The organism is uncultured Chitinophaga sp. (genome assembly GCF_937898475.1).
Taxonomy (GTDB): Bacteria; Bacteroidota; Bacteroidia; order Chitinophagales; family Chitinophagaceae; genus Chitinophaga.
The window spans coordinates 15397-40903 of record NZ_CALEJS010000037.1; the positions used below are offsets into that span (position 1 = coordinate 15397).

At 50.1% G+C, this 25507-nt stretch carries 21 protein-coding genes; 6 read left to right on the forward strand and 15 right to left on the reverse strand.

From position 1 onward, the window contains the following. Positions 1-56 precede the first annotated feature (56 nt). Positions 57-1289, forward strand: a complete 1233-nt coding sequence (locus Q0577_RS21675) for an NADP-dependent isocitrate dehydrogenase (protein WP_298740091.1) — start codon at positions 57-59, stop codon at positions 1287-1289. Positions 1290-1440: 151 nt separating this feature from the next. Here the strand turns inward: Q0577_RS21675 and Q0577_RS21680 are convergent, their stop codons facing one another. From Q0577_RS21680 to Q0577_RS21700, 5 genes are all read right to left on the reverse strand, one after another. Beyond that, positions 1441-3099, reverse strand: coding sequence for a L,D-transpeptidase family protein (locus Q0577_RS21680; RefSeq protein WP_298740093.1), 1659 nt, complete (start codon positions 3097-3099; stop codon positions 1441-1443). 218 nt (positions 3100-3317) lie between these two features. After that, on the reverse strand, positions 3318-3887 hold the full coding sequence (locus tag Q0577_RS21685) for a helix-turn-helix domain-containing protein (protein ID WP_298740094.1): 570 nt from the start codon (positions 3885-3887) through the stop codon (positions 3318-3320). Positions 3888-3977: 90 nt separating this feature from the next. Beyond that, positions 3978-4208, reverse strand: coding sequence for a hypothetical protein (locus Q0577_RS21690; protein WP_298740097.1), 231 nt, complete (start codon positions 4206-4208; stop codon positions 3978-3980). Between the two features lie 178 nt (positions 4209-4386). Continuing rightward, positions 4387-6363, reverse strand: a complete 1977-nt coding sequence (locus tag Q0577_RS21695; protein WP_298740099.1) for a putative porin — start codon at positions 6361-6363, stop codon at positions 4387-4389. Positions 6364-6450: 87 nt separating this feature from the next. Then, a complete protein-coding gene (locus tag Q0577_RS21700; protein ID WP_298740101.1) occupies positions 6451-7272 on the reverse strand; it encodes a purine-nucleoside phosphorylase in 822 nt (273 codons plus the stop codon). 201 nt (positions 7273-7473) lie between these two features. On the opposite strand from Q0577_RS21700, the gene sucC reads away from it, so the two are divergent. After that, positions 7474-8688, forward strand: a complete 1215-nt coding sequence (gene sucC, locus Q0577_RS21705) for an ADP-forming succinate--CoA ligase subunit beta (RefSeq protein WP_298740103.1) — start codon at positions 7474-7476, stop codon at positions 8686-8688. 368 nt (positions 8689-9056) lie between these two features. Continuing rightward, positions 9057-10067: a DUF4407 domain-containing protein gene (locus Q0577_RS21710; RefSeq protein ID WP_298740105.1), complete on the forward strand. Its 1011-nt coding sequence runs from the start codon at positions 9057-9059 to the stop codon at positions 10065-10067. Between the two features lie 16 nt (positions 10068-10083). Here Q0577_RS21710 and Q0577_RS21715 read toward each other — a convergent pair whose 3' ends face one another. From Q0577_RS21715 to Q0577_RS21735, 5 genes are all read right to left on the reverse strand, one after another. Beyond that, the gene (locus Q0577_RS21715) at positions 10084-10701 is read right to left on the reverse strand and encodes a SprT-like domain-containing protein (RefSeq protein ID WP_298740106.1); all 618 of its coding nucleotides are present in this window, start codon (positions 10699-10701) and stop codon (positions 10084-10086) included. A gap of 7 nt (positions 10702-10708) precedes the next feature. Next, positions 10709-11095 carry a hypothetical protein gene (locus Q0577_RS21720; protein ID WP_298740107.1) on the reverse strand — a complete coding sequence of 129 codons (387 nt, stop codon included), beginning with the start codon at positions 11093-11095 and terminating at the stop codon, positions 10709-10711. Then, a complete protein-coding gene (locus tag Q0577_RS21725; protein ID WP_298740108.1) occupies positions 11088-11333 on the reverse strand; it encodes an AtpZ/AtpI family protein in 246 nt (81 codons plus the stop codon). Before Q0577_RS21725 ends, Q0577_RS21720 begins: the two co-directional genes overlap by 8 nt. Then, positions 11284-11727 carry a polymer-forming cytoskeletal protein gene (locus Q0577_RS21730; protein WP_298740109.1) on the reverse strand — a complete coding sequence of 148 codons (444 nt, stop codon included), beginning with the start codon at positions 11725-11727 and terminating at the stop codon, positions 11284-11286. The genes Q0577_RS21725 and Q0577_RS21730 overlap by 50 nt, the downstream gene beginning before the upstream one ends. 74 nt (positions 11728-11801) lie before the next feature. After that, positions 11802-12086 carry a hypothetical protein gene (locus Q0577_RS21735; protein ID WP_298740110.1) on the reverse strand — a complete coding sequence of 95 codons (285 nt, stop codon included), beginning with the start codon at positions 12084-12086 and terminating at the stop codon, positions 11802-11804. A 326-nt stretch (positions 12087-12412) separates the two neighbouring features. Here Q0577_RS21735 and Q0577_RS21740 point away from each other — a divergent pair, with 326 nt between their 5' ends. Next, positions 12413-15457 carry a tetratricopeptide repeat protein gene (locus tag Q0577_RS21740; protein ID WP_298740111.1) on the forward strand — a complete coding sequence of 1015 codons (3045 nt, stop codon included), beginning with the start codon at positions 12413-12415 and terminating at the stop codon, positions 15455-15457. 238 nt (positions 15458-15695) lie between these two features. Further along, positions 15696-18083, forward strand: a complete 2388-nt coding sequence (locus Q0577_RS21745) for a transglycosylase domain-containing protein (protein WP_298740112.1) — start codon at positions 15696-15698, stop codon at positions 18081-18083. 78 nt (positions 18084-18161) lie between these two features. On the opposite strand, the gene yidC is transcribed toward Q0577_RS21745, so the two are convergent. Together yidC and Q0577_RS21755 are read right to left on the reverse strand one after the other, a co-directional pair. Next, positions 18162-19994, reverse strand: a complete 1833-nt coding sequence (yidC, locus tag Q0577_RS21750) for a membrane protein insertase YidC (protein ID WP_298740114.1) — start codon at positions 19992-19994, stop codon at positions 18162-18164. Positions 19995-20231: 237 nt separating this feature from the next. Beyond that, positions 20232-21887: a CTP synthase gene (locus tag Q0577_RS21755; RefSeq protein WP_298740115.1), complete on the reverse strand. Its 1656-nt coding sequence runs from the start codon at positions 21885-21887 to the stop codon at positions 20232-20234. Between the two features lie 342 nt (positions 21888-22229). Between Q0577_RS21755 and Q0577_RS21760 the strand changes: the two genes are divergently transcribed. Next, entirely contained in the window at positions 22230-22760 is a 531-nt protein-coding gene (locus tag Q0577_RS21760) for an acyl-CoA thioesterase (RefSeq protein WP_298740117.1), read from the forward strand. Positions 22761-22783: 23 nt separating this feature from the next. Here Q0577_RS21760 and Q0577_RS21765 read toward each other — a convergent pair whose 3' ends face one another. From Q0577_RS21765 to cobA, 3 genes are all read right to left on the reverse strand, one after another. Then, complete coding sequence (locus tag Q0577_RS21765) at positions 22784-23449, reverse strand: HD domain-containing protein (RefSeq protein WP_298740118.1); 666 nt, start codon at positions 23447-23449, stop codon at positions 22784-22786. Between the two features lie 679 nt (positions 23450-24128). Further along, positions 24129-24719: a bifunctional precorrin-2 dehydrogenase/sirohydrochlorin ferrochelatase gene (locus Q0577_RS21770; protein ID WP_298740119.1), complete on the reverse strand. Its 591-nt coding sequence runs from the start codon at positions 24717-24719 to the stop codon at positions 24129-24131. Then, on the reverse strand, positions 24719-25495 hold the full coding sequence (gene cobA / locus Q0577_RS21775) for a uroporphyrinogen-III C-methyltransferase (protein ID WP_298740121.1): 777 nt from the start codon (positions 25493-25495) through the stop codon (positions 24719-24721). The genes Q0577_RS21770 and cobA overlap by 1 nt, the downstream gene beginning before the upstream one ends. Between the last annotated feature and the right edge of the window lie 12 nt (positions 25496-25507).

A 25507-nucleotide genomic window follows, 5' to 3' on the forward strand; every position in this document is an offset into this window, starting at 1 on the left:
TTACTTGCTTGAATAGTTGTAGATAACCTTATTAAAATCTAAAAAACTCACCTGAAATGGCAGAAAAGATCAAAGTCGCTAATCCGGTTGTGGAACTGGACGGAGATGAGATGACACGGATCATCTGGAAATTCATTAAAGACAAGCTGATACTCCCCTACCTGGATGTTGATATCAAATACTACGACCTGGGCATTGAGCACCGCGATGCTACCAACGACCAGGTAACGGTAGATGCCGCCAACGCGATCAGAGAGATCGGCGTAGGTATCAAATGCGCTACCATCACCCCCGATGAAGCCCGTGTAAAGGAATTCAACCTGAAACAGATGTGGAAGTCGCCCAACGGCACTATCCGCAACATCCTGGATGGTACCGTATTCCGTGAGCCCATCGTTACTGCCAACGTTCCGCGCCTGGTGCCCAACTGGACCGCTCCTATCTGTATAGGCCGTCACGCATTTGGCGACCAGTACCGCGCTACCGACTTTGTAACCAAAGGCAAAGGCAAACTGACCATCACTTTTGAAGGTGAGAACGGCGAAACGATCCAGCACGAAGTATACAACTTCAAAGGAGACGGTGTTGCCCTGGCTATGTACAATACAGACGAGTCTATCAAAGGCTTCGCACGCGCCTGCTTTAACCAGGCCCTCATGAAGAAATGGCCGCTGTACCTGAGCACCAAGAACACCATCCTGAAAAAATATGATGGCCGCTTCAAAGACATCTTTGAAGAAATTTACCAGAACGAGTTCAAAGCCGAGTTTGACAAACACAAGCTGGTGTATGAGCATCGCCTGATCGATGACATGGTGGCCAGCGCCCTGAAATGGAACGGTAACTTTGTATGGGCCTGTAAGAACTACGATGGCGACGTACAATCTGATACCGTAGCACAAGGTTTCGGCTCCCTGGGCCTGATGACCTCCACCCTGATCACGCCAGACGGTAAGGTAATGGAAGCAGAAGCTGCTCACGGTACCGTTACCCGTCACTACCGCGATCACCAGGCTGGCAAGCCTACCTCTACCAACCCGATCGCTTCCATCTTTGCCTGGACCCGTGGCCTTGAGTTCCGCGGACGCCTAGACAATAACCAGGAGCTGATCAACTTCTGCCAGGCCCTGGAACAGGTGTGCGTGGAAGTAGTGGAAAGCGGTAAAATGACCAAAGACCTGGCCGTATGTATCCACGGCAACAAAGTGGAACACGGCAAACACTTCCTGTACACAGAAGAATTCCTGCAGGAACTGGACAATGCCCTGAAAGCAAAACTCAAAAAATAAATAAGTAGTTTAAAAGTTTGAGCGTTTGAAAGTCTGAAGGTGTCCAACTGAAACAGTTGGTCCTTTCAACTTTCAAACGCTCCTTTTTTCAGGGGAACTGAAGGTCTGAAAAGCATCTCCCCTACCCGGACGCCTTCAAACGCTCAAACGTTTAGTATCCTATTAGTTTGCGCAGCCGCCTGTCCTCTCCATAAATATCTTCGTAGAACAGCAGGCGTTCATCCTGCACATCAGCTGAAAAATAACGGATGTAAATAGGAACGCGGCGGGAGAAATTTACCTGTTTCTTTTCCTGCATCGCCAGCCAGCGTCGCACGCTGTCGCGTGTATGACGCAGGGTATCATCCTGTATGAGGTACATGGCCAGGCTATCCCACTCCTGTACCCTCACACAGCCGTGGCTGAGGGCCCGGTAATTATTTTTGAACAGGCTGCGGTTATTGGTATCGTGCAGGTATACACTGTATTTATTCACGAAGTTGAACTTCATTATGCCAAGCGAATTATCTACTCCATCCATCTGCCGCAGCACATACGGAAAATGTTCCTTGTTCAGTTTAGTCCAGTCTATCGTATAGGGATCTACGGCATTGCCGTGGCGGTCTATCACCTCCAGGTTCTTGTCTGCCAGGTAATTGATATTCTTCCTGATAGCGGGCAGCATTTCCCTGAACACAATACTGTAGGGTACCCGCCAGTAGGGGAACATCATGAAATTGGCCATCCTGGAATTGAGTAAGGGCGTACGCGTACCGGGCGCCCCAACGATCACGCGCGAACGTAATACCACTTCCCCGCTGTCTACCACGGTCAGCTGGTAGGCGGGTACATTCACCAGTATAAAGCGGTTGGGCAGGGAATCCGGCATTTTACGCCAGCGTTCCAGGTTGAGGGCTATCTGCACCTGCCAATCGTACAGGCTGCGGTTCAGCATCTGGCGGGTCTTTTTACCAGCCACGCCATCGGGGTACAGGTTAAACTCCCGCTGAAAGGCCTTGATACCGTCTTTCAAAAGGCTGGTATCACCGGCCCTGCCGCTGGTATCTACATAGGCGCCCTGTACTAACCTGTTCAGCAACTGCTGTTTAAATGCCGGGGTATCCGTGTAGCTATCGGGGATGGTATCCCACCGGAGCCCCTGGTATTTTTCACGGAAAGCCAGCAATTGCTGCCTGAGGGTATGGTAAGCGCGGTGCGGCGGCTCCAGCTGCTGCAGGGTTGCCCGTATGTTCTTTTGCTGCAAGGCCTGTTGCAGCATATTTGCCAGTGTAATATCAGTGAACACGGAGTCTGTACGAAGGGTAATACTATCCCTTGGGGCCAGGCCAAAATGCAGGTGAGAAGCCATTTTCATGAAAGCGTCAGACAGCATCACATCTACTTTTGCCCAGAGGGCCGCGTCTTTACGGGCATTGCTGTCTGTTTTGATCTGGTACATGGCAGCGGTCAGCGCTCCGCCGTGATAGCGCTCCGGCAGCAAACCCGCATCCATGGCATGCTGCACCAGGTAAAGCATCGTATCGGCATTGCTGCCGGCAACACCCTTTTCAGACCATTGCGGCTCATTTTTCTGCTGTCCGTAAAAGAACTGCAACGCTGCGGAAGCAGCAGGCACACTATCCTCCATCATGCCGTTATTATCCGACATATACGTCAAACGTTCCGCTATATTCTCCGGGATAGCTTCGTGCAGCTCTTTTACATTCTTTACGATCACCTGCTGCCTGGGCGGCTTCTTATGCCTGCAGGCCATCATCAGACATACTCCTGCCAATAACCATACATGTTGGGTGATAAACTTACGACTCATTTAATACCTGTACGCTTGCTGAATAATACAGTGTTTTGCAAATACTGTGCTACTAATTAATCACCACCTGGAGCACACCTTCACAATTCTTAATTATTCATTATTCATTATTCATTATTAATTGCCTAACGGCAACAGTTCCTCTTGGTGAACAGTGATTGTATGAGCCGTAACAGGCCTGTTAATGCGTGCTTCATAATAACCGGGTTAGTGTCCAATTAAATGGTGTCAAGGGGGCGGCGTTTGTGCTCTTTTAACTGTTTGAACTGGCTGGGTGTAAGGCCGGTCACTTTCTTAAACTGGCCAGACAAATGTGCTACGCTGCTATAGCCTAACTGCCAGGCAATTTCGCTCAGGTTCAGCTCATCGTAAACAAGCAGTTCCTTTACCCTTTCAATTTTCTGCCGGATGATATATTGCTCAATCGTGATCTGCTCCAATTCAGAGAACAGGGTACTCAGGTAATGATAATCTTTCTGCAGACGGCTGGCCAGCAGGGTAGAAAAATTCTCCTTCATTTCATTCAGTGGAGAATGATGAATGGCGGTCACAATAATGTTCTTGACAGCCTCTGCCAGCTGCTGCTTTTTATCGTCTACCAGGGGCAGACCTTCCTGCTGCAAAGCATTTGCGATCACCTCCAGCCGTGCTGTATCCGGCTGGCGCGCCAGCACCGCCTTACCGAGCTGCACATCCACCACAGATGCACCCTCCCTTTCCAACACCGTCCTCACCGTTTTAACACAGCGCGGACAAACCATGTTCCTGATGTGCAATTCAAAACTCATCTGTAAAATTAAGCATTAACAATTAATAATTAATACTGCCTGTTATGCAGGCGTATGGCAGGGACACTTCCTTAATTATTAATTATTAATTCACGCCAGCTGCGCTGGCTTGGCGCACTCCTGTATCCGGTCCGCCAAATCCAGTAGTAGGGATATATTCATGCCCATACCGCCGGCTACCTCGGGGCGCAGGTAACCATCCAGGTCAGGCTCGTAGTAAACGTCCATTCCGTTTACGTTCACCCTGTAGCGTTGTGTATGTCCATTCAGCAGCTGAACATCGTACCTGTTTGCGTTCAGCTTAATCGTAAATGCCTTCATGTTATAGAATTTTGCTTTAACCACTTCTTACAAAAATCTAAACAAAAGTTACGCCATTCGGCGTAGATAACAAGCGAAAAAAGCATCATGAACCATTCAGGCTCAGCCAGTAGTGACACGAGGGAAGTAAGCTTCGCGAACGTATTAACAACTAACAGATAACAACTATAAACTTTTTTTAATTCACAAACCACCACCTGAAACCTACCCGCAGGCCAAAACTGTTATTGGGGTAGAGCGGTGCCAGGTAGTTATTGGTTTTCAGGAAGGTATTGAGATTTTCTGCCCGTATGTAGGAAGAAAGCGATTTAATACGGAAATGCAGGAAACCGGTCACATCGGGCAGGTTATAGGCTATCCGTTGTGTACGCTGATACACAAACTGGCCGGGAAGTGGAGAATAGTCGTCCGCATAGTAATCGGTATTGTACTTTCCTTCCAGGCCCACCATCAGGTTCAGGTTATTGAATATGCGGTTCTCGTAGGCAATACGGTGACGTGTCCAGAAGGTGGGCACATTCACCGGGCCGTTACCATGCACCTGCTGAAAAGCGATGTCCGCATACCAGTTCCAGTGCTTTACCTTGAAATGCTTGCTGAAAATGACCTCCAGCACGTTAAAAATGCCGGTAGACTGGGCACTGTGCATGTAGTCGCTGAAATAGGTGTAATTGCTGTAGATATAGTAATTAGCTACCAGGTTGTACCGCAGCTGTTTATTATCTGCCGCAAACTGCAGCTGGGTAATATTTTCTTTTGCCAGGTCGGTATTATACCAGCTGTCGCGGCTGTAGCTGAAGAACCGGTATACAAAAGAGGGCTCCCGGTTCACATTGCGGAACATCAGGCTGACGTTGCCCAGGGTTGGGTTCAGGTAGCGGCTCAGCATACCGCTCACGCTATAATCCCCGATGTTGCGGCCCAGCACATAGAACTCGCCTTTGGCAGAAAAGTCCCAGAGATCATTCTTCGTTTTATTGCGGTACTCTCCGTGCAGGGCCAGGTTATTGAACTGCAGGCGGGCATCATCCAGTAAATCGCCCTGGGTATGATCAAAGCGGGCGCCCACAGAAATAAAGTGGGCCAGGTTGCCCCTTACGGGAAACTGTACCAGTGACAGGTCGTTGGAGAGGGTGCGCCAGCGCTGATTGGCCCGGATGGTATCGCCTGCCCCACGGTAAACAATATCATAATGCCGGGTGTAATAGAAGGTATCCGGGTCATTATCCACAAAACCGAAGCTGTTTGCCTGTGAGCGGAAGGTATATTGTACCCTGAACACCGGATCGAACTTGTAGTACTGGGTGGTATCGTTCACTTTAACGGTATCGCCTTTGCCCCAGTCATACTGCTGCATCAGCTGTATGCCGCGCATGGCGTACTGAGATTTTACGGCGATGGTGGTACCGAAGAATGCGTAGGTAGGCACATCTGTATTGCCCAGGTTCACATCCAGGGTCCTTCTCTCGCTGTAGTCGCTGTTATTGAGCTGCTCGGGCCTCCGCAGGCCGCCGTTCTCGCCCCCGTTGAGCTTATTGTAATAATAGCTGAAATAGGTATGGGCGCGTTTATTTTTACTCTGGTAGTTAGCGGTTACCCGGTAACTGTCATGGTTGGTGTTCTGGGTACGGAAATAGCCGGGCGCATTGATCTTGCGATAATCAAAAGAAAAGTTGAAGTTCTCATTACGGTTCTGGGTATGCGATACCCCGATCACCTGCTCCTGCTTGGGCCCTATCAGGTATTGCAGTTCTGAATACGGGCGGGTGGTATTATAGTAACGGGCATTCTCATGGTTGAAGGTATAAATATCGTAGGCATGAAAACCTTCATCAAAGCCAGCCTGCATACGCGGACTAAAAATAATATTGCGGGCGGCCGAGCCGGTATTACCCAGGGTGGTATAGTTGGCAGGAATGCGCAGGTAGTTATTATAGAAATCAGCTACGGAAGAATCCAGGTGATGCTCTACCGGGTCTCCCTGGTAATAATATTTAAGGGTGATGGTATCTGGCCCGAGGTTGCGCTGCGAGGTATCCCGCTGCAAACGGCCGCCACCACCGCCAAAGTTACCGAAACTGCCTGTATTGAACTGCGCCATGGCCTGGCTGCCAATCATTACCAGCACACCCAGCATGATGAAAAAATGCCTCATTTGATTCATACTGCTATTAGCTATTGGCTTTTAGCGGCTAGCTACCGGCCTTTAGTGCATGTACCGCTAAAAGCCAATAGCTAAATGCTAAATGCTTTCTATCAATTCCCTGAAAATATGTGTTAATTTAGGTTCAGCTGCGCTGGCGGCCTGCAGCACTTCTTCGTGGGTGATCACATTTTCCTCTTCCCGTATGCCGATGTCCGTTATCACGCTCATGGCAAATACTTTTAACCCCGCATGAACGGCTACGATCACTTCGGGCACGGTGCTCATGCCTACGGCGTCGCCGCCGATGATGTGCATGAATTTGTATTCCGCCCGGGTTTCAAAGGTAGGTCCCTGTACGCCTACATATACGCCAGTATGCACGGCTATATTGGCGGCAGCGGCAATTTCCCCTGCCTTCGCTATGAGGGCTTTGGAATAGGGCTCGCTCATATCCGGGAAGCGGGGCCCCAGCCTGTCATCATTGGGCCCGCGCAGGGGGTGCTCGGGCTGTAAATTGATATGGTCGCGGATGATCATCAGGTCGCCCACGCTGAAAGCGGCGTTCATCCCCCCGGCTGCATTTGAAATGAGCAGGGTTTCAATGCCCAGTGCCTTCATCACCCGGATGGGAAAGGTCACCTGCTGCATGGAGAAGCCTTCATAGTAGTGAAAGCGTCCTGCCATCGCCACCACAGGGCGGCCCTTCATGGTGCCCAATATCAGCCGGCCATGATGCCCCTCTACCGTAGACACCGGGAAATGGGGAATATCCCCATAAGGGATCTCTGTGCGGTCAGCAATATCGCTTACCAGGCCGCCTAAACCGCTGCCCAGTATGATGCCTGCCACCGGCCGGATGCCGGAACGGCTGCTGATGTAATCAGTGGCATCCGCTATTTTCTTTAATAAGTCGCTCATTGATAGAAAAAGTTGTTAGTTATTAGTACCTCATTGTCAGTGATCTTTGCGCATAGCAACTTTCATACAAATCACTGACAACCTGCAACTGACAACCGGCAACTGTTTTTTGTTCGCGCAAAGTTATTTTTAAATTCACAAACCCTGTGGTTTTATATTTAAACATTAATGACCTATTTTAGCGGTCAAATTTTTTGACTGATGAATTTACATGAATACCAGGCGAAAGAACTGTTAAAAAAATATAACGTACCGGTACAGGAAGGAATTCCGGTGGATACTCCCGAAGCTGCCGCTGAAGCGTACAAACAGCTGAAAGTGCAGTTCGGTAATGAATTTGCGGTGGTGAAAGCCCAGATCCATGCGGGTGGCCGCGGTAAGGGAAAGATCCGCGGTACGGAGCAGAACGGCGTAAAGGTAGGCAAGAATGCAGAAGACGTAAAGACCATTGCCGGTAATATATTAGGCGGTGTGCTGGTGACCATACAAACAGGTCCTGCCGGTAAGCTTGTAAATAAAGTGCTGGTGGCACAGGATGTATACTATCCCGGCCCCAACCCTGTCAAGGAATTGTACCTGTCTATCCTGCTGGATCGTGCCAAGGGCCAGAATGTGATCATCTACTCCACAGAGGGCGGTATGGACATTGAAGAAGTGGCACACAAAACCCCTGACAAGATATTCAAGGAGTGGGTATTCCCCGGCGGACCGCTGCAGCCCTTCCAGGCCAGGAAGATCGCTTTCAACTTTGGCCTGAGCGGTGAAGCGTTCAAGAACATGGTGAAATTTGTGACCAACCTGTATAATGCATACGTTGGACTGGATGCCAGCCAGGTGGAGATCAACCCCCTGTTCAAAACTTCTGACGAAAAGATCATTGCAGTAGACTGTAAGATGATCCTCGATGATAACGCCCTGATGCGCCACCCTGACCTGGAAGCGCTGCGCGACATCACCGAAGAAGATCCTACAGAGGTAGAAGCAGGCAAATACAACCTGAACTTTGTTAAACTGGACGGTAACGTGGGCTGTATGGTGAACGGCGCCGGCCTGGCCATGGCAACCATGGATATGATCAAACTGAGCGGCGGCGAGCCTGCCAACTTCCTGGACGTAGGCGGTACTGCCAATGCCCAGACCGTAGAAGCCGGTTTCCGCATCATCCTGAAAGATCCGAAAGTAAAGGCTATCCTGATCAATATCTTTGGCGGTATTGTTCGTTGCGACCGTGTAGCCCAGGGCGTGATCGATGCTTACCAGTCTATCGGCAACATCAACGTACCGATCATCGTCCGCCTGCAGGGTACCAACGCAGAAGAAGCTAAAAAGCTGATCGAGGAAAGCGGCCTGAAAGTACAGTCTGCCATCCTGCTGAGCGAAGCCGCTGCACTGGTGAACAAGGCAGTAAGCGCGTAAACAAGCTGTCAGCATAAGATATATGCGGAGGGCGTATCAAACTTTTTGATACGCCCTTTGTTATTATAGACAGGCCTTCCCCGGCTGCTGTTCGTGTAAATACAGGCATTCCTTCCATGTACCCCCGCTCATTCCCGGGATACACCCGGGGATATTGTATAGATAACATATCGATATCGTACCCCTTAAAGAGCTACAATATCGCTACTATATGGCTACTATATGGCTACTATATCCCCGGAGATTTACCGGATCCGGATAGGGTTTTACTGCTGAATGCATCGAATATTGTACCTTCGTTGTCCATCCTTCATATATACCCTGCTTCTGTGGGGAGCAGACTTATTTTCTACATCAAAGTCTGAGTAATGCAACGTTTACGATCTTTCTTTTTATTCTGCTCGGGGGCGCATGTGCCTTTATTAAAGCGGGCGCCAACGGAAACCAACAAATACGGCGGTATCGGGGGCACTATTTTCTTTACCGGCCTGCTGGCCGCCATATCGGGCGGCTATGCGCTGTGGACGGTTTTTAATGAGCTGTGGGCCGCGCTGCTGTTCGGGCTGATCTGGGGCCCGATGATCTTTAACCTGGACCGTTATATTGTATCCAGCATGAAAAAGCGGGATCGCTTACTGCAGGAGGCCGGGATGGCTACCCCCCGCCTGGTGCTGGCGGTGCTCATCGCCATCGTAATATCCAAACCGCTGGAACTGCAGGTGTTCAACAAGGAGATCAAAGCCGAGCTGGTGACGATGGAACAGCAAATGTACAAAACGCAGGAAGACAAAGTTAAAGAACGCTACCAAACCCGTATCAACGAACTGAATACCGCCATTGCCAGGCTGAATGCCGGTATACAGGAGCAGGCCGCCCGGCGGGATACCCTGGCCCTGATTGCCCAGCAGGAGGCAGATGGTACCGGCGGCTCCATGAGGCGGAACCTGGGCCCTATCTACAAGGCCAAGAAAGCAGATGCCGACCGGGCAGCCGAAGAGCTGCGCGCCACTTCTGAACAAAACCAGCAGCTCATCAGCCAGCACCGCCGGGAACTGCAATCCATTGACTCGTCCATGAAGGCCGACCTGCCTGCAGCGGGCCGCAGCCGGCTGGACGGACTGGCCTCCCGCCTGGATGCGCTGGGCCGCCTTACAGACCGCAGCACGCCCATACGCTGGGCCAACTGGTTCATTATCCTGCTGTTCATTGCCATAGAATGCGCACCGGTATTTGTAAAGCTGATCTCTCCCCGGGGGCCCTATGACGATCTGCTGCAGGAGCACGAGCATGCCTTTGAGATACACCGCAAACAAAAGATAACGCTACGGGAAATGGCCTACGAAAAACGGATTGCCGAGGCCAGGGTGGTGACAGAATAACAAACCTCGGACAATTTCAACTGGCCAGCTCCACTTCATATATCGGGCTGAAAAGATAGATACGGTTGGTGGCTACTTCTTCACAGCGGTAGCGTTTACGTATTTTCTCTCCTTTTCTGAAGATGCGGCCGTCTTTGGTGCGGAAAAGCTGGTGCAGGGGGATCTGCTCAACGAAGAAATGATTTTCTTTACGTTTGTCGTACCGTTTAAGGGTGCGCATCAGGTTATCATCTGCACAGGAGCTGGCGGCCGGGTTTTGGATGCTCTGGCGTACGACATCTTCCACGTCCGGGGGCAGGAAGCCTTTGCCTACGAACTGCTTTAATATTTTGGAGAACTCGCCTTTCCACTCTTTACCATGAGAGGCTACCCGGTTGCCATAATGAATAAAAGTAACGAGGTGGGCTATTTCATGGAGGAGGGTGATGAGGAAAGCGTATTTATTCAGGTTGCCGTTCACACTGATGCGGTGGCCGCCCTTGCGGTCAGGGTGGCGATAGTCGCCCAGGATGCTCTGGCGCTCCCGGGTAAGGGTGAGATGCACTTTATACTCAACAATGTAGGCCATTACCTGCTCAAAAGTGCCATCAGGCAGGTAGGCTGCTAATGCATGTAAAGGCGCTTCCTGCTTCACAACCGGTTCACGTTTTTCTTTTAAGCAACTTGTACAGGCTCAATGTTTCGAACACGGTATAGACCAGGTACAAGAACATTAATGTAAAAATGGTAGCCCTGCTCACGTCGGGGCGTTTGATGAGGACGTAGACGGTGATCCCGATCAGGCATAGGAAAAGCTTGCTGAACGTGGATGCATATACCATCCGGATAAAAACATGATTATTCGCGGCCGCCAGTCCCTTACGGCTCATGAAATAGGATAACCCCGTTATACCTGCGAGCACCACGTTACCAGCCAGTAGCACAGCATAATGCATGCCTGCGTCCAGTAAACGGGGTTTTAGAAATATGAACGCTCCATTCAGGATGGAGAAGATAATAATCAGTCTGATAAAAAAACGGTCATTCATTCCGCCGGGTGTCTTTTATAATTTGCCACAAAAGTAGTGTTAAACCCAGTAAAGAAAAAATGATCATGAATACAGGGAATGGCCATCCTGTCCGCTGGTCTATCTTATAACCAACGAATATGGCCAGGCCCAGTGTGGCCATCATCTGGAAGGCCAGGCCCGCATACCGTAACAGGAGCTTGTTGCCGTCAGGCTTCTTCTCCTGTAGTGGCTTCTTCTTTGAAGAAGGACTTTTCATGTTTGTCTTTCACCCCCTCGTTATCGTCTGCTTCCATGTAGCAACGACCGTTGAACTTGGCAGTAGGCTCCATTTCAAAATGAGCGGTGTAAACATCCCCTTTCACAAAGGCGCTGCCTTTCAGGAACAGGAGCTCGTCTACCTTAATAATACCTGTTACTTTTCCCAGGATGTCTGCACTCTGGCATACCAGGTCGCCGGTGATCTCTCCTTCCGGACCTACCACGATCTTGGCTTTTGTGGATACCAGGCCATTTACCTGACCATCGATTCGGATATCACCTTCGCAAACAATATCACCCTGGATAGAGGTGCCGCTGCCAATGATATTCACATTTGAAGAAGGCAGTATCGCCTTGCTTTCGCTCTTTGAGTTACGGTTGTTGTTAAACATAGGTTTTCAAGTGTTTTGGCTTTTCAATTAATAGGATGAAGTTAAATAAAAATAATTAAATATTATCGATTTAATTAATAGGTACTGTTATCAACTTTAGGGACTTTCAGCATGGTGGTGTCTACTTTACCGGTGAAGTCTCCGTTTATGACCTGTTTGATATTATTCAGGTACTGGTCGCGGGCAATAATTGCATTCTCCAGCGAATCGGTACGTACTTTCAGTTTGATGAATTCCCGGCGCTGCTTAAGATCGCCATAGCCAGGTATATAATAGCGTAAAGGCGTGAATACCACAGTAGCTACCGAAATGGTGACCAGCAGTACGAACAGCGTACTCAACGCTACGTACACGCTCATCCTCGACAGTTTAAATGATGTGACTTCTTCATAGGTATCATCATTCATTATAACCAGGCGGTATTTATGATGTATTCTCCCAAGATCTCTCCCCTTTTTTTTGTTACGCTTAGCCATATGGTATTTAATCCGGCTAAAATTAAACAATTATATTATAAATAGCAGGTGTAAAAAGGAATTTCTCTCTTCCCCCTTTCGTAAAAAAATAGTCCTATCTTTAAAATATTTTTTAACATAAAGAGTTATAATAGTAGCCTATACACCCGGCATCCATGAATCGCTATCGGTCATTATTACTATATCTACTTCCCCGCGCTGTAAGTTTCTTGTTACTCAGTACTGGTCCTTTAGCGGTATCCGCCCAGAGCAAAGATTCGGGCAGCGTTCAGCGAAGAACGCCTGTTAAAACCCAGGTAGTCCCCAAAGTACAGGACAGAAGGCCTCCCTCTGAAAAGATGGCGGAGAAAAAATTTACCTGGAACCGGCGACTGATGCAGAACCTGGTTACCCGTTATAATTATTACTATAACGCCAAGATGAAGCTGGACAATGTTGTAAAGAATGTTGCCAGGCAGGGCCTGGATAATTACAACGACCTGCTGCCCTTTTACCCTTACAGCCTGCAGGACCTGGGCCTTAACAAGAACGACCTGGATTCTGTGATCATCAAGGCTTCTGTGGGTATCCAGATACATGACCCCCGCGGCAAATGGATAGATGACTGCTACCTGCTGATAGGCCGCGCCTACTTTTACAAAAGCGACTGGGAGAATGCGCAGAAAACCTTCCAGTTCATGAACATCGCTTTTGCCCCCAAGAAAAAGACGGACTATACCACCGTGATAGGCTCCAACGAAAATGACCAGATCTCCGTGGCCACCAAAGAGAAAAGAAAAGGCATCTTTGGCAAGGTGAAACATAAAAAGGCGCGTAACGATGCATTCCTGTGGAGTGCCAGAACGCTGCTGGAACAGAAAGAATATGACCAGGTGCAGGGCCTGCTTAACCTGCTGGACGCTGACCCTAACTTTCCGCGGCGCCTGGATGGCGACCTGGCAGAGGTACGGGCCTACAGCCATTATAAGCAGGGCCGTTATGCAGAGACCATCAACCCGCTGCGCGAAGCCATTAAGGAGAGCGATAACCGGGAATCCCGCGCCAGGATGTCTTTCATACTGGGCCAGCTGTACGCCCGCCAGGCAAAAGCTGATTCTGCCATGGCCATGTTCAGGAAGGTGATCCGCCAGAAACCCGATCCCATGATGGATTTCCAGGCGCGCATCCAGATAGCCCAGCTGAACGTGCAGGGCGGAAACGGCACACTGGAACAGAGCCTGGCCGCATTACGCTCCATGCTGAAGAAAGAACGTTTCATCCCCTACCGCGACGCTATCTATTATACCATGGCTACCCTTAGCGCGCCCTCCAACCAGGAGGCCGCCCTGGGTTTCCTGCAGCAATCACTGAAACAACCCAGCGACAACCCGGTACAGAAAGCGCTTTCCTTTAAAGCGGTGGCCGATATATATTACAGCCAGCGTAAATACCAGCTGGCCCGGAATTTTTATGACAGCACCGCCGCCGTAATGCCCCCTGAATTTGCGGATGCAAACCTGGTAAATGTACGCAAAGCCGTGCTGGGCGATGTGGCAGACCGGGTAACCGCCATTCAGCGGGAAGACAGCCTGCAGTGGATAGCCGCCATGCCCGAGACCTCCCGCCAGGCCTTCCTGGAGCAGATGGCCGCCAACATCCGGAAAGCGGCAGAAGAAGACCGCAGGAAAGCGGCCAAAGCGCTGGCAGGACAGGAAGAGGATAATAACAGTTTTAATAACGCACTGGCCATGAACAACCCCTTCGGCGGTAACGGCCCCCGCAACGGCGCCAATACCAACGATCAGGGCGACTGGTATTTCTATAATAATGCCAGCAAGGCATCCGGTTATTCAGAGTTCAAACGCCGCTGGGGCAACCGCCAGGCTGCCGATAACTGGCGCAGAAGTCAGCAGAACACCATCAACCTGGCCAATAACCAGCCGCTGACCGACCAGGTAAGCGACTCGCTGCTGACCGGCGAGGTGGCAGGCGCCAAAACCGTTCCGCCGGACAGCGTAACGGCGCAGAGCCTGGGCGCAGATCTTCCGCTGACGCCCGAAAAACTGGAGCAATCCAGGACCGTGCAGATGGACGCCTGGTTTGATCTCGGTAAACTATACCACGATAAACTGGACGATACCCAGCTGGCCATTGATGCGTATGACAGCCTGCTGCTGAAATTCCCCGACCATCCGCGTAAACCGGAAGTGCTGTACTCCCTTTACGTATGGCATAGCAGCCTGAAAGACCATACAGCGCAGGCAGACCGGTATAAAAATATGGTGCTGACCCAGTACGGCAACACCAACTTTGCCAATATCATTAAGTTCGGCGCCCTGCAGGACGTGGATGCTGATCGTAAAAAACAGATCTCCACGGCTTACGACGCTGCCTACACCGCCTACCGAACAGGTAATTACGAACTGGCGCTGGAGCGTAAACGCCAGGCAGATTCTACTTTCGGCTTCAACTACTTGGCCCCCAAATTTGATATGCTGGAGGCCATGATCATTGTAAAAACAGATACTACCGATGCACTGACAGACTCCCTGTTCCTGGGTAAAAGGGCTGTGGAGGCAGTGATGAATAAATACCCCGGCGATGAAGGCATCCATGCCCAGGCCCAGGCCCTGCTGGACGCCCTGAACCGAAAAAAAGACCTGGTGGCTTACCTGGCACAGCTGCAGATACAGAAAAGGGATTCCGGCGGCACCATGGTGGATGAGGATGTTTCCATCCGCTACCCCTGGCAAACGCCCAAGCCGCAGCTGGACTCTGCCACGCTGAAAACCGCGGCGCCCGGCGCAGCACCCGTTATCGCCGGCAATGTAACCGCCACACCGCCGCCACCCATGACGGTAACGGCCCCTCCCCCGCCACCCAAACCCGTAACGCCGTATAAGCTGAGCGCCACCAACCCGCATTTTGTGGTGCTGTCTTTCCAGAAAGTGTCAAAAGCCCTGCTGGATGAAGGCCTGGAACAGTTTACCCGTTACAACGCCAGCAAACATGCGGCAGACAAGATAGAGGTGGGCAGCTTTGTGCTGTCGCCCACGGAGGTAATGCTGGTGTTCCGCCTGTTCCCGGATGAGAACAAGGCCCTGGACTATTTTGATGAAATAAGGGAAGCGGCGCCTACTGATATTATTCCACGTATCCGCCCAACAGATTATAGTATGTTCGTTATATCCAGGGACAACTTCATTTTGCTGAACAGCACCAAGGACCTGCAGGGATACCGGGAATTTTTTGACAAGAACTATATTACGCAGTAAGCCCATTTGAACAGCCGCCTGGCAGACGGAAAGGAAGTAATAAAGCACCGGGGGGACTTGGTACGAAATTAGCGTTCTATACTTTATAAGGAACGCTGACTTTAGTTCAATTTATAATTTGTAATTAACTAATCCGTAATCAAACATTCCTAAGGCCCTGTTAAATTGGGGCCAAATCCTGGCAAATTTTCATAGTTTTGCCTGATTGTTGCACTTAATTTATTTATAATATTATCTGATGAAACGATCCGTAAAAATACTGTGGATAGTGGTTTTGGGTGGATTGGGGTTCTTTTTGCTATTAGTGTTACTGATTAACTTCCGGATCATTGGCAATATGCCTTCCATGGAAGAACTGGAAAACCCGAGAGCATCCCTTGCCTCTGAAGTGATCGCAGAAGACGGCACCATACTAGGGAAGTACTATTCTGTAGACCGTTCCAGCTCTGATTATAACGAGATTTCCAAAAATGTGATCAACGCCCTGATCGCTACGGAAGACGAGCGGTTCTATAAACACTCCGGTATTGATGCCCGCAGTACCATTGCCATCCCCTTTTACCTGATGGTGGGTAAAAAACGCGGATCCAGCACCATTACCCAGCAGCTGGCCCTGAACCTGCAGCAGGATAACACCGGCAACCTGCGCGCCACCAACCCGGTGAAACGTGCTTTCCAGAAGCTGCAGGAATGGCTGATCGCTGTGCGGCTGGAACGGAATTTCACCAAGCAGGAGATCATCACGCTGTACCTGAACACCGTAGCCTTTGGCGATAACGTATATGGTATTGAAAATGGCGCGCGTACCTTTTTCAGCAAAGATGCCGCCCATCTTTCCATAGAAGAAGCGGCCACCCTGGTGGGTATGCTGAAAGGTAATACCGTGTTCAACCCGCGCCGCAATCCCGCCGCCTCCCTGTCCCGCCGTAATACGGTGATAGAGCAGATGGAGAAGAACGGCTACATCACGGCTGCGGAAGCCACCAGCGCCAAGAGCAAGCCCATTGTACTGCGTTATAACAAGATAGATCACAATAAAGGACCGGCTCCTTATTTCCGCGAAGTGCTGCGCGATGAGCTGAAAGCATGGTGCAAGGACCATAAAAAGGCCGATGGATCTGAATATAACCTGTACCGCGACGGATTAAAGATCTATACCACGATCAATCCCCGTATGCAGCTGTATGCAGAAGAAGCAGTGTCCAAACACCTGAAAGACCTGCAAAAGGTATTCTCCGCCCAGAACAACATCAAAACCGGCAGCGCCTGGAAGCCCTGGCAGAAATACCTGGACCGTTATGTAAAAGAATCTGAACGCTACAGGAGCATGAAAGAAGATGAAGCTTCTGATGCAGAGATACAAAAGGCATTCAAAACGCCCACCAAAATGAAGGTGTTTGCCTGGAGAAGCCTGATGGACCCGGCCCTGAACGAGATAGACACTGTGATGACACCGCTGGACTCCATTAAATATATGCGCGCCGTTTTACAGGCCGGCTTTATGGCTATGGACCCTGAGAGCGGTGAAGTAAAAGCCTGGGTAGGCGGTCCGGATTTCCGTTATTTCAAGAACGACCACGTAGCCAAAACCCGCAGGCAGGTGGGTTCTACCTTTAAGCCCTTCCTGTATTGCTTTGCCATCATGAACGGTATGTCGCCCAATACCATGTTGCCCAATGAGCCTATCACCATTGGCGACTGGACACTGACCCGCAACTCTGAGGGTAGCGTAGGCGGCACCATTACCATGGCAGGGGCGCTGGCCCGTTCACTGAACCTGGTATCTGCCTATTTGATCAAACAGCTGGGCGCCAAGGCATTTGCTGATTTTGCCAAAAATAAGATCGGCTTTACCAGTGAGATCCCGCCGTACCCTTCCATTGCGCTGGGTACACCGGAAATATCCCTGTATGAAATGCTGCAGGCTTATACCATGTTCCCGGGCAGGGGCTTTATCTCCAAACCTATTTACATTACGCGTATAGAAGACCGTAACGGTAACATACTGCAGACATTTGCCCCTGAAAAACGGGAGGTGATCAGCGAAAATGAAGCCTATACGATGGTGAAGATGATGGAGGGCGTGGTGGGTCCCGGCGGTACGGGTGCGCGTATGCGTTTCCGTTATAAGATGGAAGGCGAGATGGCAGGTAAGACCGGTACCACCAACGACAATACCGATGGCTGGTTCCTGGGCTATACCCCCCAGCTGCTGGCAGGCGCCTGGGTAGGTTGTGAAAACAACTTCCTGCGCTTTAACACCACCGCCGTTGGTCAGGGCGCCAACACCGGACTGCCGATATGGGCTTATTTCATGCAGAAAGTATATGCAGATAAAACACTGAAGATTGACAGCAAGTCGCAGTTCCCCATTCCCGCTACCCTGCATAATGATATTTACCTGAACTACGATTCTAACGTACAACCCGGGGCAGAAGCGGAAGATGTAGGATCCGGCAGCGCCAGCGATTATATTGATGTAACGCAGTATGGCGAAGAAGCGGCTCCGGAACCGAAGAAGGAAGAACATAAAGAAAAGGAGAAAGAGAACGAAAAGAAAGATCATAAGCAGGAACAGCCTACACCGAAAGCCACTTATAACCCACCTCCCAAAAAGGACAATTAAACAATAATAAAAGCATTAATAAAAAAAGGACGCGGAGATGATCTCCGCGTCCTTTTTTTATTATCGATGCTTTACTTTTTATTTCTTCTTTCCTGAAGAGCGTTGCTGCATTTCCTGCTGGCGTTTCTGCATGTCTTCCAGGCGCTCCTGCCATTTGGATTTTGACACCGGCTTCTTCTTGTTCTCCTGGATCTGAGCGTGGATCTTGTCGTGGTTGATCACAAATGTCTGTAACACCCACTGTAAGGCGATACTGATCACGTTAGACAGGAAGTAATAGAAGGTAAGGGCGGCGGCTGTACGGTTAAAGATGCCCAGCAGCATGATCGGGAAGATGTAGGGCATATATTTCATCACCGGGTTGCTCTGATCGGCCATACCACGGTTGTAGAAGGCCAGGATCAAGCTGGTAGCCGTCATCAGCAGGGTGAAAAGGCTGATGTGATTACCATAGAACGGCACGGTGAAGGGCAGGTTCAGGATAGAATCGTAGGTAGAGAGGTCTTTTGCCCACAGGAAGCTTTCCTGCCTCAGCTCAATGGAGGACGGGAAGAAGCTATACATGGCTACCAGGATAGGCAGCTGCAGCAGGGCAGGCAAACATCCGCCCAAAGGATTCACACCTGCGCTCTTGAAGAGCTTCATCTGTTCCATACCGAAAGCCTGCTGGTCGTCGCCATGTTTTTTGCGCAGTTCGTCCAGCTCCGGTTTCAGCACTTTCATCTTAGCCTGAGATACATAGCTCTGGTAAGTGAAAGGCGCTATGATAAGACGGATAAATACGGTGAGCAGTATAATGATGATTCCGTAGTTGCCAATAAAGCCGCTCAGGAAGTTGAACACGGGGATGATGATCCACTTGTTCACATACTTTACGAAGGCAAAGATACCTGAGCCGAGGGGGATGATATTTTCCAGGCCGATATCGAAGGACTTCAGCGTTTTATAGTGGTTAGGGCCGTAATAGATCTCTATCGGGAAGCTGAAATCGTGTGCACGGCTGTACGGGATTTCTATGGTGGTAAATGTTTGGCCTACGATATTACCGCTCTGCGGCACTTTGGTATTCACTTCTGCCCCTGCAAAAGGCGTTTTGCGGGCAATGAAGGAAATATTGAAGAACTGCTGTTTTACGCTGAGCCACTGTTGCTGACCTTCCAGTTTTTCCTGGCTGGTGCGCTGCAGGGTGAAGTAATCGCGTTTACCATCGGTGAACTGGTAGTGCACCTGGTTGTTCATGCGTTCGTTCTCCATATCCAGCTCCTGCTTGTGCTGTTCCCAGTTCCACTGCAGGGTGAGGGTTTTCTGCGAAGCAGGCAGCACGTTTTCCAGTCCTACGCCATGGATGGTATAATCTACGGTATAGTTACCCGGTTTCAGGGTGTAGACCAGCTCCAGGTATTCTTCGGGCGTAACGGCTACGCGGTAGGTAAGGGTCTGGCTGCCATCTGCCTGGCGCTGTACCGGTGAAGCGGTAAAGAACAGGTCAGCGGTATTTAAGGTATGATTATTTACCGGCAGCTGAAGGGAGAGGCGGTTAAAGGAACCGTTCACCAGGATCAGCGGGTCGCCGTCGGAGGTTTTAAAATCTTTCAGCTGTACTGTTTCGGGCTGACCGCCTTTATTGGTAAAGGTAATCTTAACCAGTTCGTTCTCCAGTACGGTTTGCTGAGGGGTACCGGTGGCGGCGGCGGCAAAGGCGCCATATTCGCCGGCCAGCTGGGCGGAGTCTGGCGCCGCAGCGGCAGTGCCCGCGGTATCAGTAAGTATTTTCGGCTTATTAAGGTTAGCTATGGAATCCTGCCGGGCTTTTTCTCTCAGGGATTTTACCTGCTGTTTCTGGTTGAAGATAATATACCCCACCAGCAAAACACCTAACAGGATAAAACCAATGACCGAATTTCTGTCCATGAAATGAATTAAAATTTAGGCAGCAAAGGTAGTGAAAAGAAATTAGCTATCAGCTTTTAGCTGTCAGCCTTTAGTTAATAAACCGCGGGCCAATCCTGCTAAAAGCCAATAGCTAACAGCTAGCAGCTCAATATGTTATGTTATGGAAACAGCTATTAGCTTTTAGCTGTTGGCCTTTAGCTAATAAATTAATTCCTGATTAATTATGCTAAAAGCCAATAGCTGACAGCTGGCAGCTTAATCGTGGTGTACGATCTTCTTTTCTTCGGCTTTTACTTTCCCGTTCTTGCTCTCTGCATATTGTTTGGCGGCAGCGATGAAGTGTACGAACAGGGGGGCAGGCCTTTCCACGGTGCTTTTCAGCTCGGGATGGAACTGGCAGCCCACAAAGAACGGATGCTCAGGGAGTTCGATCATTTCCACCAGGGTGCTTTCCGGGTTGCGGCCGGAGAGTACCAGGCCTGCGTGCTCGAAATCGGTCTGGAACTGGCTGTTGAACTCGTAGCGGTGGCGGTGCCTTTCGCTGATGACGGTGGAGCCATATATTTCAGCGGCCCTGGAACCGGGTTGCAGCTCGCAGGTATAGGCGCCCAGGCGCATGGTGCCGCCTTTGGCGGTGATCTTTTTCTGTTCTTCCATGAGACCGATCACCGGGTGGGCGGTTTCCGGGTTCATTTCGGTAGAATGGGCGTCGGCCCAGTTCATGACGTGACGTGCGTATTCTACCACGGCCATCTGCATACCCAGGCAGATACCGAAGAAAGGCAGGCTGTTCTCACGGGCATACTGGATAGCCGTGATCTTGCCTTCTATACCGCGGTGGCCAAAACCGGGGGCTACCAGGAGGCCGTCCAGGTTCTTCAGCTTTTCTGCCACGTTCTCAGGAGTAATATGTTCAGAGTGAAGGTTTTGTACTACTACTTTGCACTCATTCACCGCGCCGGCGTGGATGAAAGATTCCAGGATGGATTTGTAGGCGTCCTGTAATTCCACATATTTGCCGATCAGGCCGATGGTTACTTTTGATTTGGGATATTTCAGCTTATCGAGGAACTCGCGCCATCTGGCGAGCTCGGGCTCTTTCTCGATGGGCAGGTTCAGTTTACGCAGGCAGATCACATCCAGTTTCTCGCGCATCATTTCCAGGGGCACTTCATAGATGGTGCTTACGTCGTTTGCCTCGATCACGGCGTCTACCTGTACATTACAGAAGAGGGCGATCTTTTTCTTCAGGTCGCGGTACATGGGTTCTTCCGTACGGCAGACGATGATATCGGGATGCACGCCGTTTTCGCTCAGGAGCCTTACGGAGTGCTGTGTGGGTTTGGTTTTCAACTCTTTGGCAGCGCGCAGGTACGGTATCAGGGTGAGGTGTACCACCAGGCAGTCTTCCTCTCCCAGTTCCCATTGCAGCTGACGTACCGCCTCTATATAAGGAAGGGATTCGATATCGCCCACGGTGCCACCCAGCTCGGTGATCACAATATCGTACTTACCGTCTTTCCCGAGCAGCAGGATGCGGCGTTTGATCTCATCGGTGATGTGGGGGATGACCTGGACGGTCTTACCCAGGTAGGCACCTTCCCTTTCTTTATTAATAACTGTCTGGTAAATGCGGCCGGTGGTCACGTTGTTGGCCTGTGAAGTAGGCGTATTGAGGAAACGCTCATAGTGACCAAGGTCCAGATCGGTTTCTGCGCCATCTTCGGTTACGTAACATTCCCCGTGCTCATAAGGGTTCAATGTACCGGGATCCACGTTAATATATGGATCAAATTTCTGAATTGTCACTCTCAAGCCGCGTGCCTGCAATAGTTTAGCCAGCGAGGCGGCTATAATTCCTTTACCCAATGAGGAAGTAACACCTCCCGTAACGAAGATATATTTTGCCATAAAAACTAAGTTCTGAAAAGATACATGACCTAAAAGGGAAGCGCCGGATGTTTGGTGTAACCTGTTCCTGTCATCATGTAGAATTACTTCCGAAGGTCATGCAAAGTTAACACAAAATTTTTACCAACCCGCAAACGGGGTTTTATTCCTTTGATTTATTATCCGGAATCGTGTGAATTCCCCTCTGGAAAATAAGTATCTTCGCGGCGGAAAATCGGACTAGTCCATAGCCGATAGTCCATAGTCCATGGCCGTTTACCGGTAAGAGGGTATACCAACCTGTGCGGGACATAGCTATGGAGCGTGGACTACCGGCAATGGACAAAAAATTTAAAAAAAACAATGACACTGACGCCTAAACATGCGCAAGACTCGGTGATCCGGATGACGGAGCTGGTGCTGCCCAACGACACCAATACTTTTGGCAATTTAATGGGGGGCCGGCTGATGTACTGGATGGACATAGCCGCCGCGCTTGCCTGTATGAAGCACTGCAGCGCCCCTGTGGTAACGGCGTCTGTGGATAATATCTCATTTGAAACCCCGATCAAGCTGGGCAACGTGGTACATATAGAGGCCAGGGTGAGCCGCGCCTTTACCACCTCCATGGAGGTACATATGCGGGTGTGGGGAGAAGACCCGGTGCAGCAGTACCGTTATAAATCGAACGAGGCCTTTATGACCTTTGTGGCCTTAGATCCCAATGGAAACTCCCGCCCGGTGCCGGCGATCATCCCCGATACGGAAGAAGAGAGGAAATTATATGACGGCGCCCTGAGAAGAAGGCAGCTTCGCCTGATCCTGAGCGGTAAAATGAAACCGGAGGACGCCGGAGAACTAAAAGCGCTGTTCTTCGAGACAGCCGGAAAATAACTTATACGCTTTTTACCAAGGGCTTAGGCCTTACCGTCCCATTCTGCATAGAACTGGCGCAGGAACTGTTCCATGAACTGGTGGCGTTCTTCCGCCATGATCTTCCCGGTGGTGGTATTCATGCGGTCTTTCAGCAGCAGCAGTTTTTCGTAAAAATGGTTGATGGTGGGGCCCAGGCTGTGCTTGTACTGCTCTTTGGTCATTTGCAGGTTGGGCTGGATGGTGGGATCGTACAGGGGGCGGTTCTTAAAGCCGCCGTAGTTGAAGGTACGGGCAATACCGATAGCGCCGAGGGCATCCAGGCGGTCGGCATCCTGGACAACAGCCAGCTCGGGCGAAAAAAACTCCTGCCGGTGGTTACCTCCTTTAAAGGAAATGTGCTGAATGATATTTACAACGTGCCGGGTTACGGGTTCGGGGGTTCCTATACTTTGCAGAAAGTTACCAGCCTTTTGCGGGCCGATACTTTCGTCTCCGTTATGGAACTTGGAGTCAGCAATATCATGTAACAGGGCTCCCAGTTCTACTACCAGCATATCCACCTGCTCTTTGGCGCCGATGTGCCTGGCCAGTTGCCATACGCGATGAATATGCCACCAATCGTGCCCACCTTCAGCGTTAATTAACTCCTGTTTGACATAGGTAACGGTCCTTTCGATGTAATTTGTACTTAAGGTAGATTCATCCATAATTCATAACAAAGATACGATAAAACACCTTTACCGGCGCCCCTTTCGGGCCCGGTAGAAGGTAAACTATAGGGAAGCGGGAATCCTTATTGATGGGCTCACGGCGGGGTATAAACGCCGTTTTGCAGGTTGGCGCGGCATAAGGCGGCAGGTAAATATCAAGGCAAGTTTCTTTTCATGGCCTTCGCTGCCCGGATATTCAATGCTCCCCCGCCTATGACCGCTGGTTTCTTTATATATCTGTAAAATATAAGATCTTCACTTAAGTGGAGCAGAACCGATAACCGTTGCCGGGTTATTTAAAGGATGGTTCTGCTCCGCTGGCTGGTTTTGACTTTGGCATTATTCATTGGCGTTGTAACCCTGAAAAGCGGCTTTGTCGATAAAGATGGTGACTTTGGTTGATAATAATGGTATTCTTCAGTAAACAGTGTCGTTATTTAGCTCATTTCTTCGTTTCTGATATAAAATTACGAAGACAAACTGAATATTTCATCTACTGAACCGATATTTATTTATATATTTTTAATAGTAATACAACATAAGAATAAGAGTATTTTTGGATAAACCATTAACAGTAAGCATTTTAATAAAAAAACGCCTCAAAATGAAAAATCCGGATTGCTCCGGATTTAATTATATAGAATTATTTATAATGTAATTTTAAGGAATGGAAGGCTTAGGTTTTGTTCTTTTCCTGTACCAGTACCTCGGTAATCTCATTTAACTGTTTCACTTTTTCGGAGAAATCGCCTTTGAGTTTGTCGCGGATGGCCTGCAGCTTGTGCAGTACTTCGTCCAGCGTATCGGGGATGCTTTCCTGCAGCACCTGTTTGAGGCGCTTGGCAATGGTGGGTGATTTGCCGTTGGTGGAGATGGCAATCTTGAGGTTTCCCTTCTGTACGATGGAACCCAGGTAGAAGTCGCACAGTTCCGGGGTATCTGCCACATTGATCAGCACTTTACTGCATTTGGCGTGTTCCCACACGCTACGGTTCAGCTCAGGGAGGTTGGTGGCGGCTATCACCAGGTCTTTACCCAGCAGGTCGCCGCAGGAGAATTCCTTCTGTACCAGGGTGATGCTATGATGTTTTTGGGCCAGTGCTTCCAGCGCTTCCAGGAACCAGGTGGCCACTACGGTGATGTTGGCGTCCGGGCAGTTCTGCAGCATAGCGTTCACTTTTTCGTGACCGACATTGCCGCCGCCTACTACCAGTACGTGTAAACGGTTCAGCTTGAAGAATACGGGGAATAAATGATTTTCTTCCATTATACCGCTAATTTAAGCTCGTCTGCCAGCTTTTCCTGCATGGCCTTGAACGCTTCGTGGAAGCGTACCACCTCTCCTACCACGATGATGGCGGGGTTGCGCAGCTCTTCCCTTTCTGCGATCTGCACCAGGTCTCCGGCGGTGCCGATGCCTAATTTCTGGGTAGGCAGGGAACCGTTCTGGATAATGGCGGCCGGTATATCTCCCTTGCCCATGGCGGTGTAGATACCTGCTATTTCAGCCAGCTTGCTCATACCCATGAGGATCACCACCGTTGTGTTGGCCTGGATGGCAAATTCAAGATCGCGTGACAGGGCGCCGGTTTGTGTGTGACCGGTGATCACCCAGAAACCTTCGCTTACGTTACGTGCAGTAACGGGGATGTTATTGATGCCGGGTACTGCCACTGCGCTGGAGATACCGGGTACTACCTCGGTCTCTATCCCGAACTGCTGGGCAAAGGTAACCTCTTCCTGGCCGCGGCCAAAAACAAAAGAGTCGCCACCCTTCAGCCTTACCACGCTGCCGTAGGTAAGGGCATATTTCACGATCATGCGGTTGATCTCGTCCTGGCTGTATACATGCATACCGCAGCGTTTACCCACAAAACGTTTCAGGCAATCTGCGGGCGCATGATCCAGCAGTTCGTTATTGGCAAGGGCATCGTACAATATTACCCTGGCCTGCCGGATGGCTTTCAGGCCCTTCACTGTTATCAGCTCCGGATCACCGGGACCTGCTCCCACCAGGGTTAATTTCGGGACTATATTCTGCATAATTAGTTCAAT

Coding starts and splice junctions, on each gene's coding strand:
- Q0577_RS21675 (WP_298740091.1), top strand. CDS start 57: ATGGCAGAAAAGATCAAAGTCGCTAATCCGGTTGTGGAACTGGACGGA.
- Q0577_RS21680 (WP_298740093.1), bottom strand. CDS start 3,099: ATGAGTCGTAAGTTTATCACCCAACATGTATGGTTATTGGCAGGAGTA.
- Q0577_RS21685 (WP_298740094.1), bottom strand. CDS start 3,887: ATGAGTTTTGAATTGCACATCAGGAACATGGTTTGTCCGCGCTGTGTT.
- Q0577_RS21690 (WP_298740097.1), bottom strand. CDS start 4,208: ATGAAGGCATTTACGATTAAGCTGAACGCAAACAGGTACGATGTTCAG.
- Q0577_RS21695 (WP_298740099.1), bottom strand. CDS start 6,363: ATGAGGCATTTTTTCATCATGCTGGGTGTGCTGGTAATGATTGGCAGC.
- Q0577_RS21700 (WP_298740101.1), bottom strand. CDS start 7,272: ATGAGCGACTTATTAAAGAAAATAGCGGATGCCACTGATTACATCAGC.
- sucC (WP_298740103.1), top strand. CDS start 7,474: ATGAATTTACATGAATACCAGGCGAAAGAACTGTTAAAAAAATATAAC.
- Q0577_RS21710 (WP_298740105.1), top strand. CDS start 9,057: ATGCAACGTTTACGATCTTTCTTTTTATTCTGCTCGGGGGCGCATGTG.
- Q0577_RS21720 (WP_298740107.1), bottom strand. CDS start 11,095: ATGAATGACCGTTTTTTTATCAGACTGATTATTATCTTCTCCATCCTG.
- Q0577_RS21725 (WP_298740108.1), bottom strand. CDS start 11,333: ATGAAAAGTCCTTCTTCAAAGAAGAAGCCACTACAGGAGAAGAAGCCT.
- Q0577_RS21730 (WP_298740109.1), bottom strand. CDS start 11,727: ATGTTTAACAACAACCGTAACTCAAAGAGCGAAAGCAAGGCGATACTG.
- Q0577_RS21735 (WP_298740110.1), bottom strand. CDS start 12,086: ATGAGCGTGTACGTAGCGTTGAGTACGCTGTTCGTACTGCTGGTCACC.
- Q0577_RS21745 (WP_298740112.1), top strand. CDS start 15,696: ATGAAACGATCCGTAAAAATACTGTGGATAGTGGTTTTGGGTGGATTG.
- yidC (WP_298740114.1), bottom strand. CDS start 19,994: ATGGACAGAAATTCGGTCATTGGTTTTATCCTGTTAGGTGTTTTGCTG.
- Q0577_RS21755 (WP_298740115.1), bottom strand. CDS start 21,887: ATGGCAAAATATATCTTCGTTACGGGAGGTGTTACTTCCTCATTGGGT.
- Q0577_RS21760 (WP_298740117.1), top strand. CDS start 22,230: ATGACACTGACGCCTAAACATGCGCAAGACTCGGTGATCCGGATGACG.
- Q0577_RS21765 (WP_298740118.1), bottom strand. CDS start 23,449: ATGGATGAATCTACCTTAAGTACAAATTACATCGAAAGGACCGTTACC.
- Q0577_RS21770 (WP_298740119.1), bottom strand. CDS start 24,719: ATGGAAGAAAATCATTTATTCCCCGTATTCTTCAAGCTGAACCGTTTA.
- cobA (WP_298740121.1), bottom strand. CDS start 25,495: ATGCAGAATATAGTCCCGAAATTAACCCTGGTGGGAGCAGGTCCCGGT.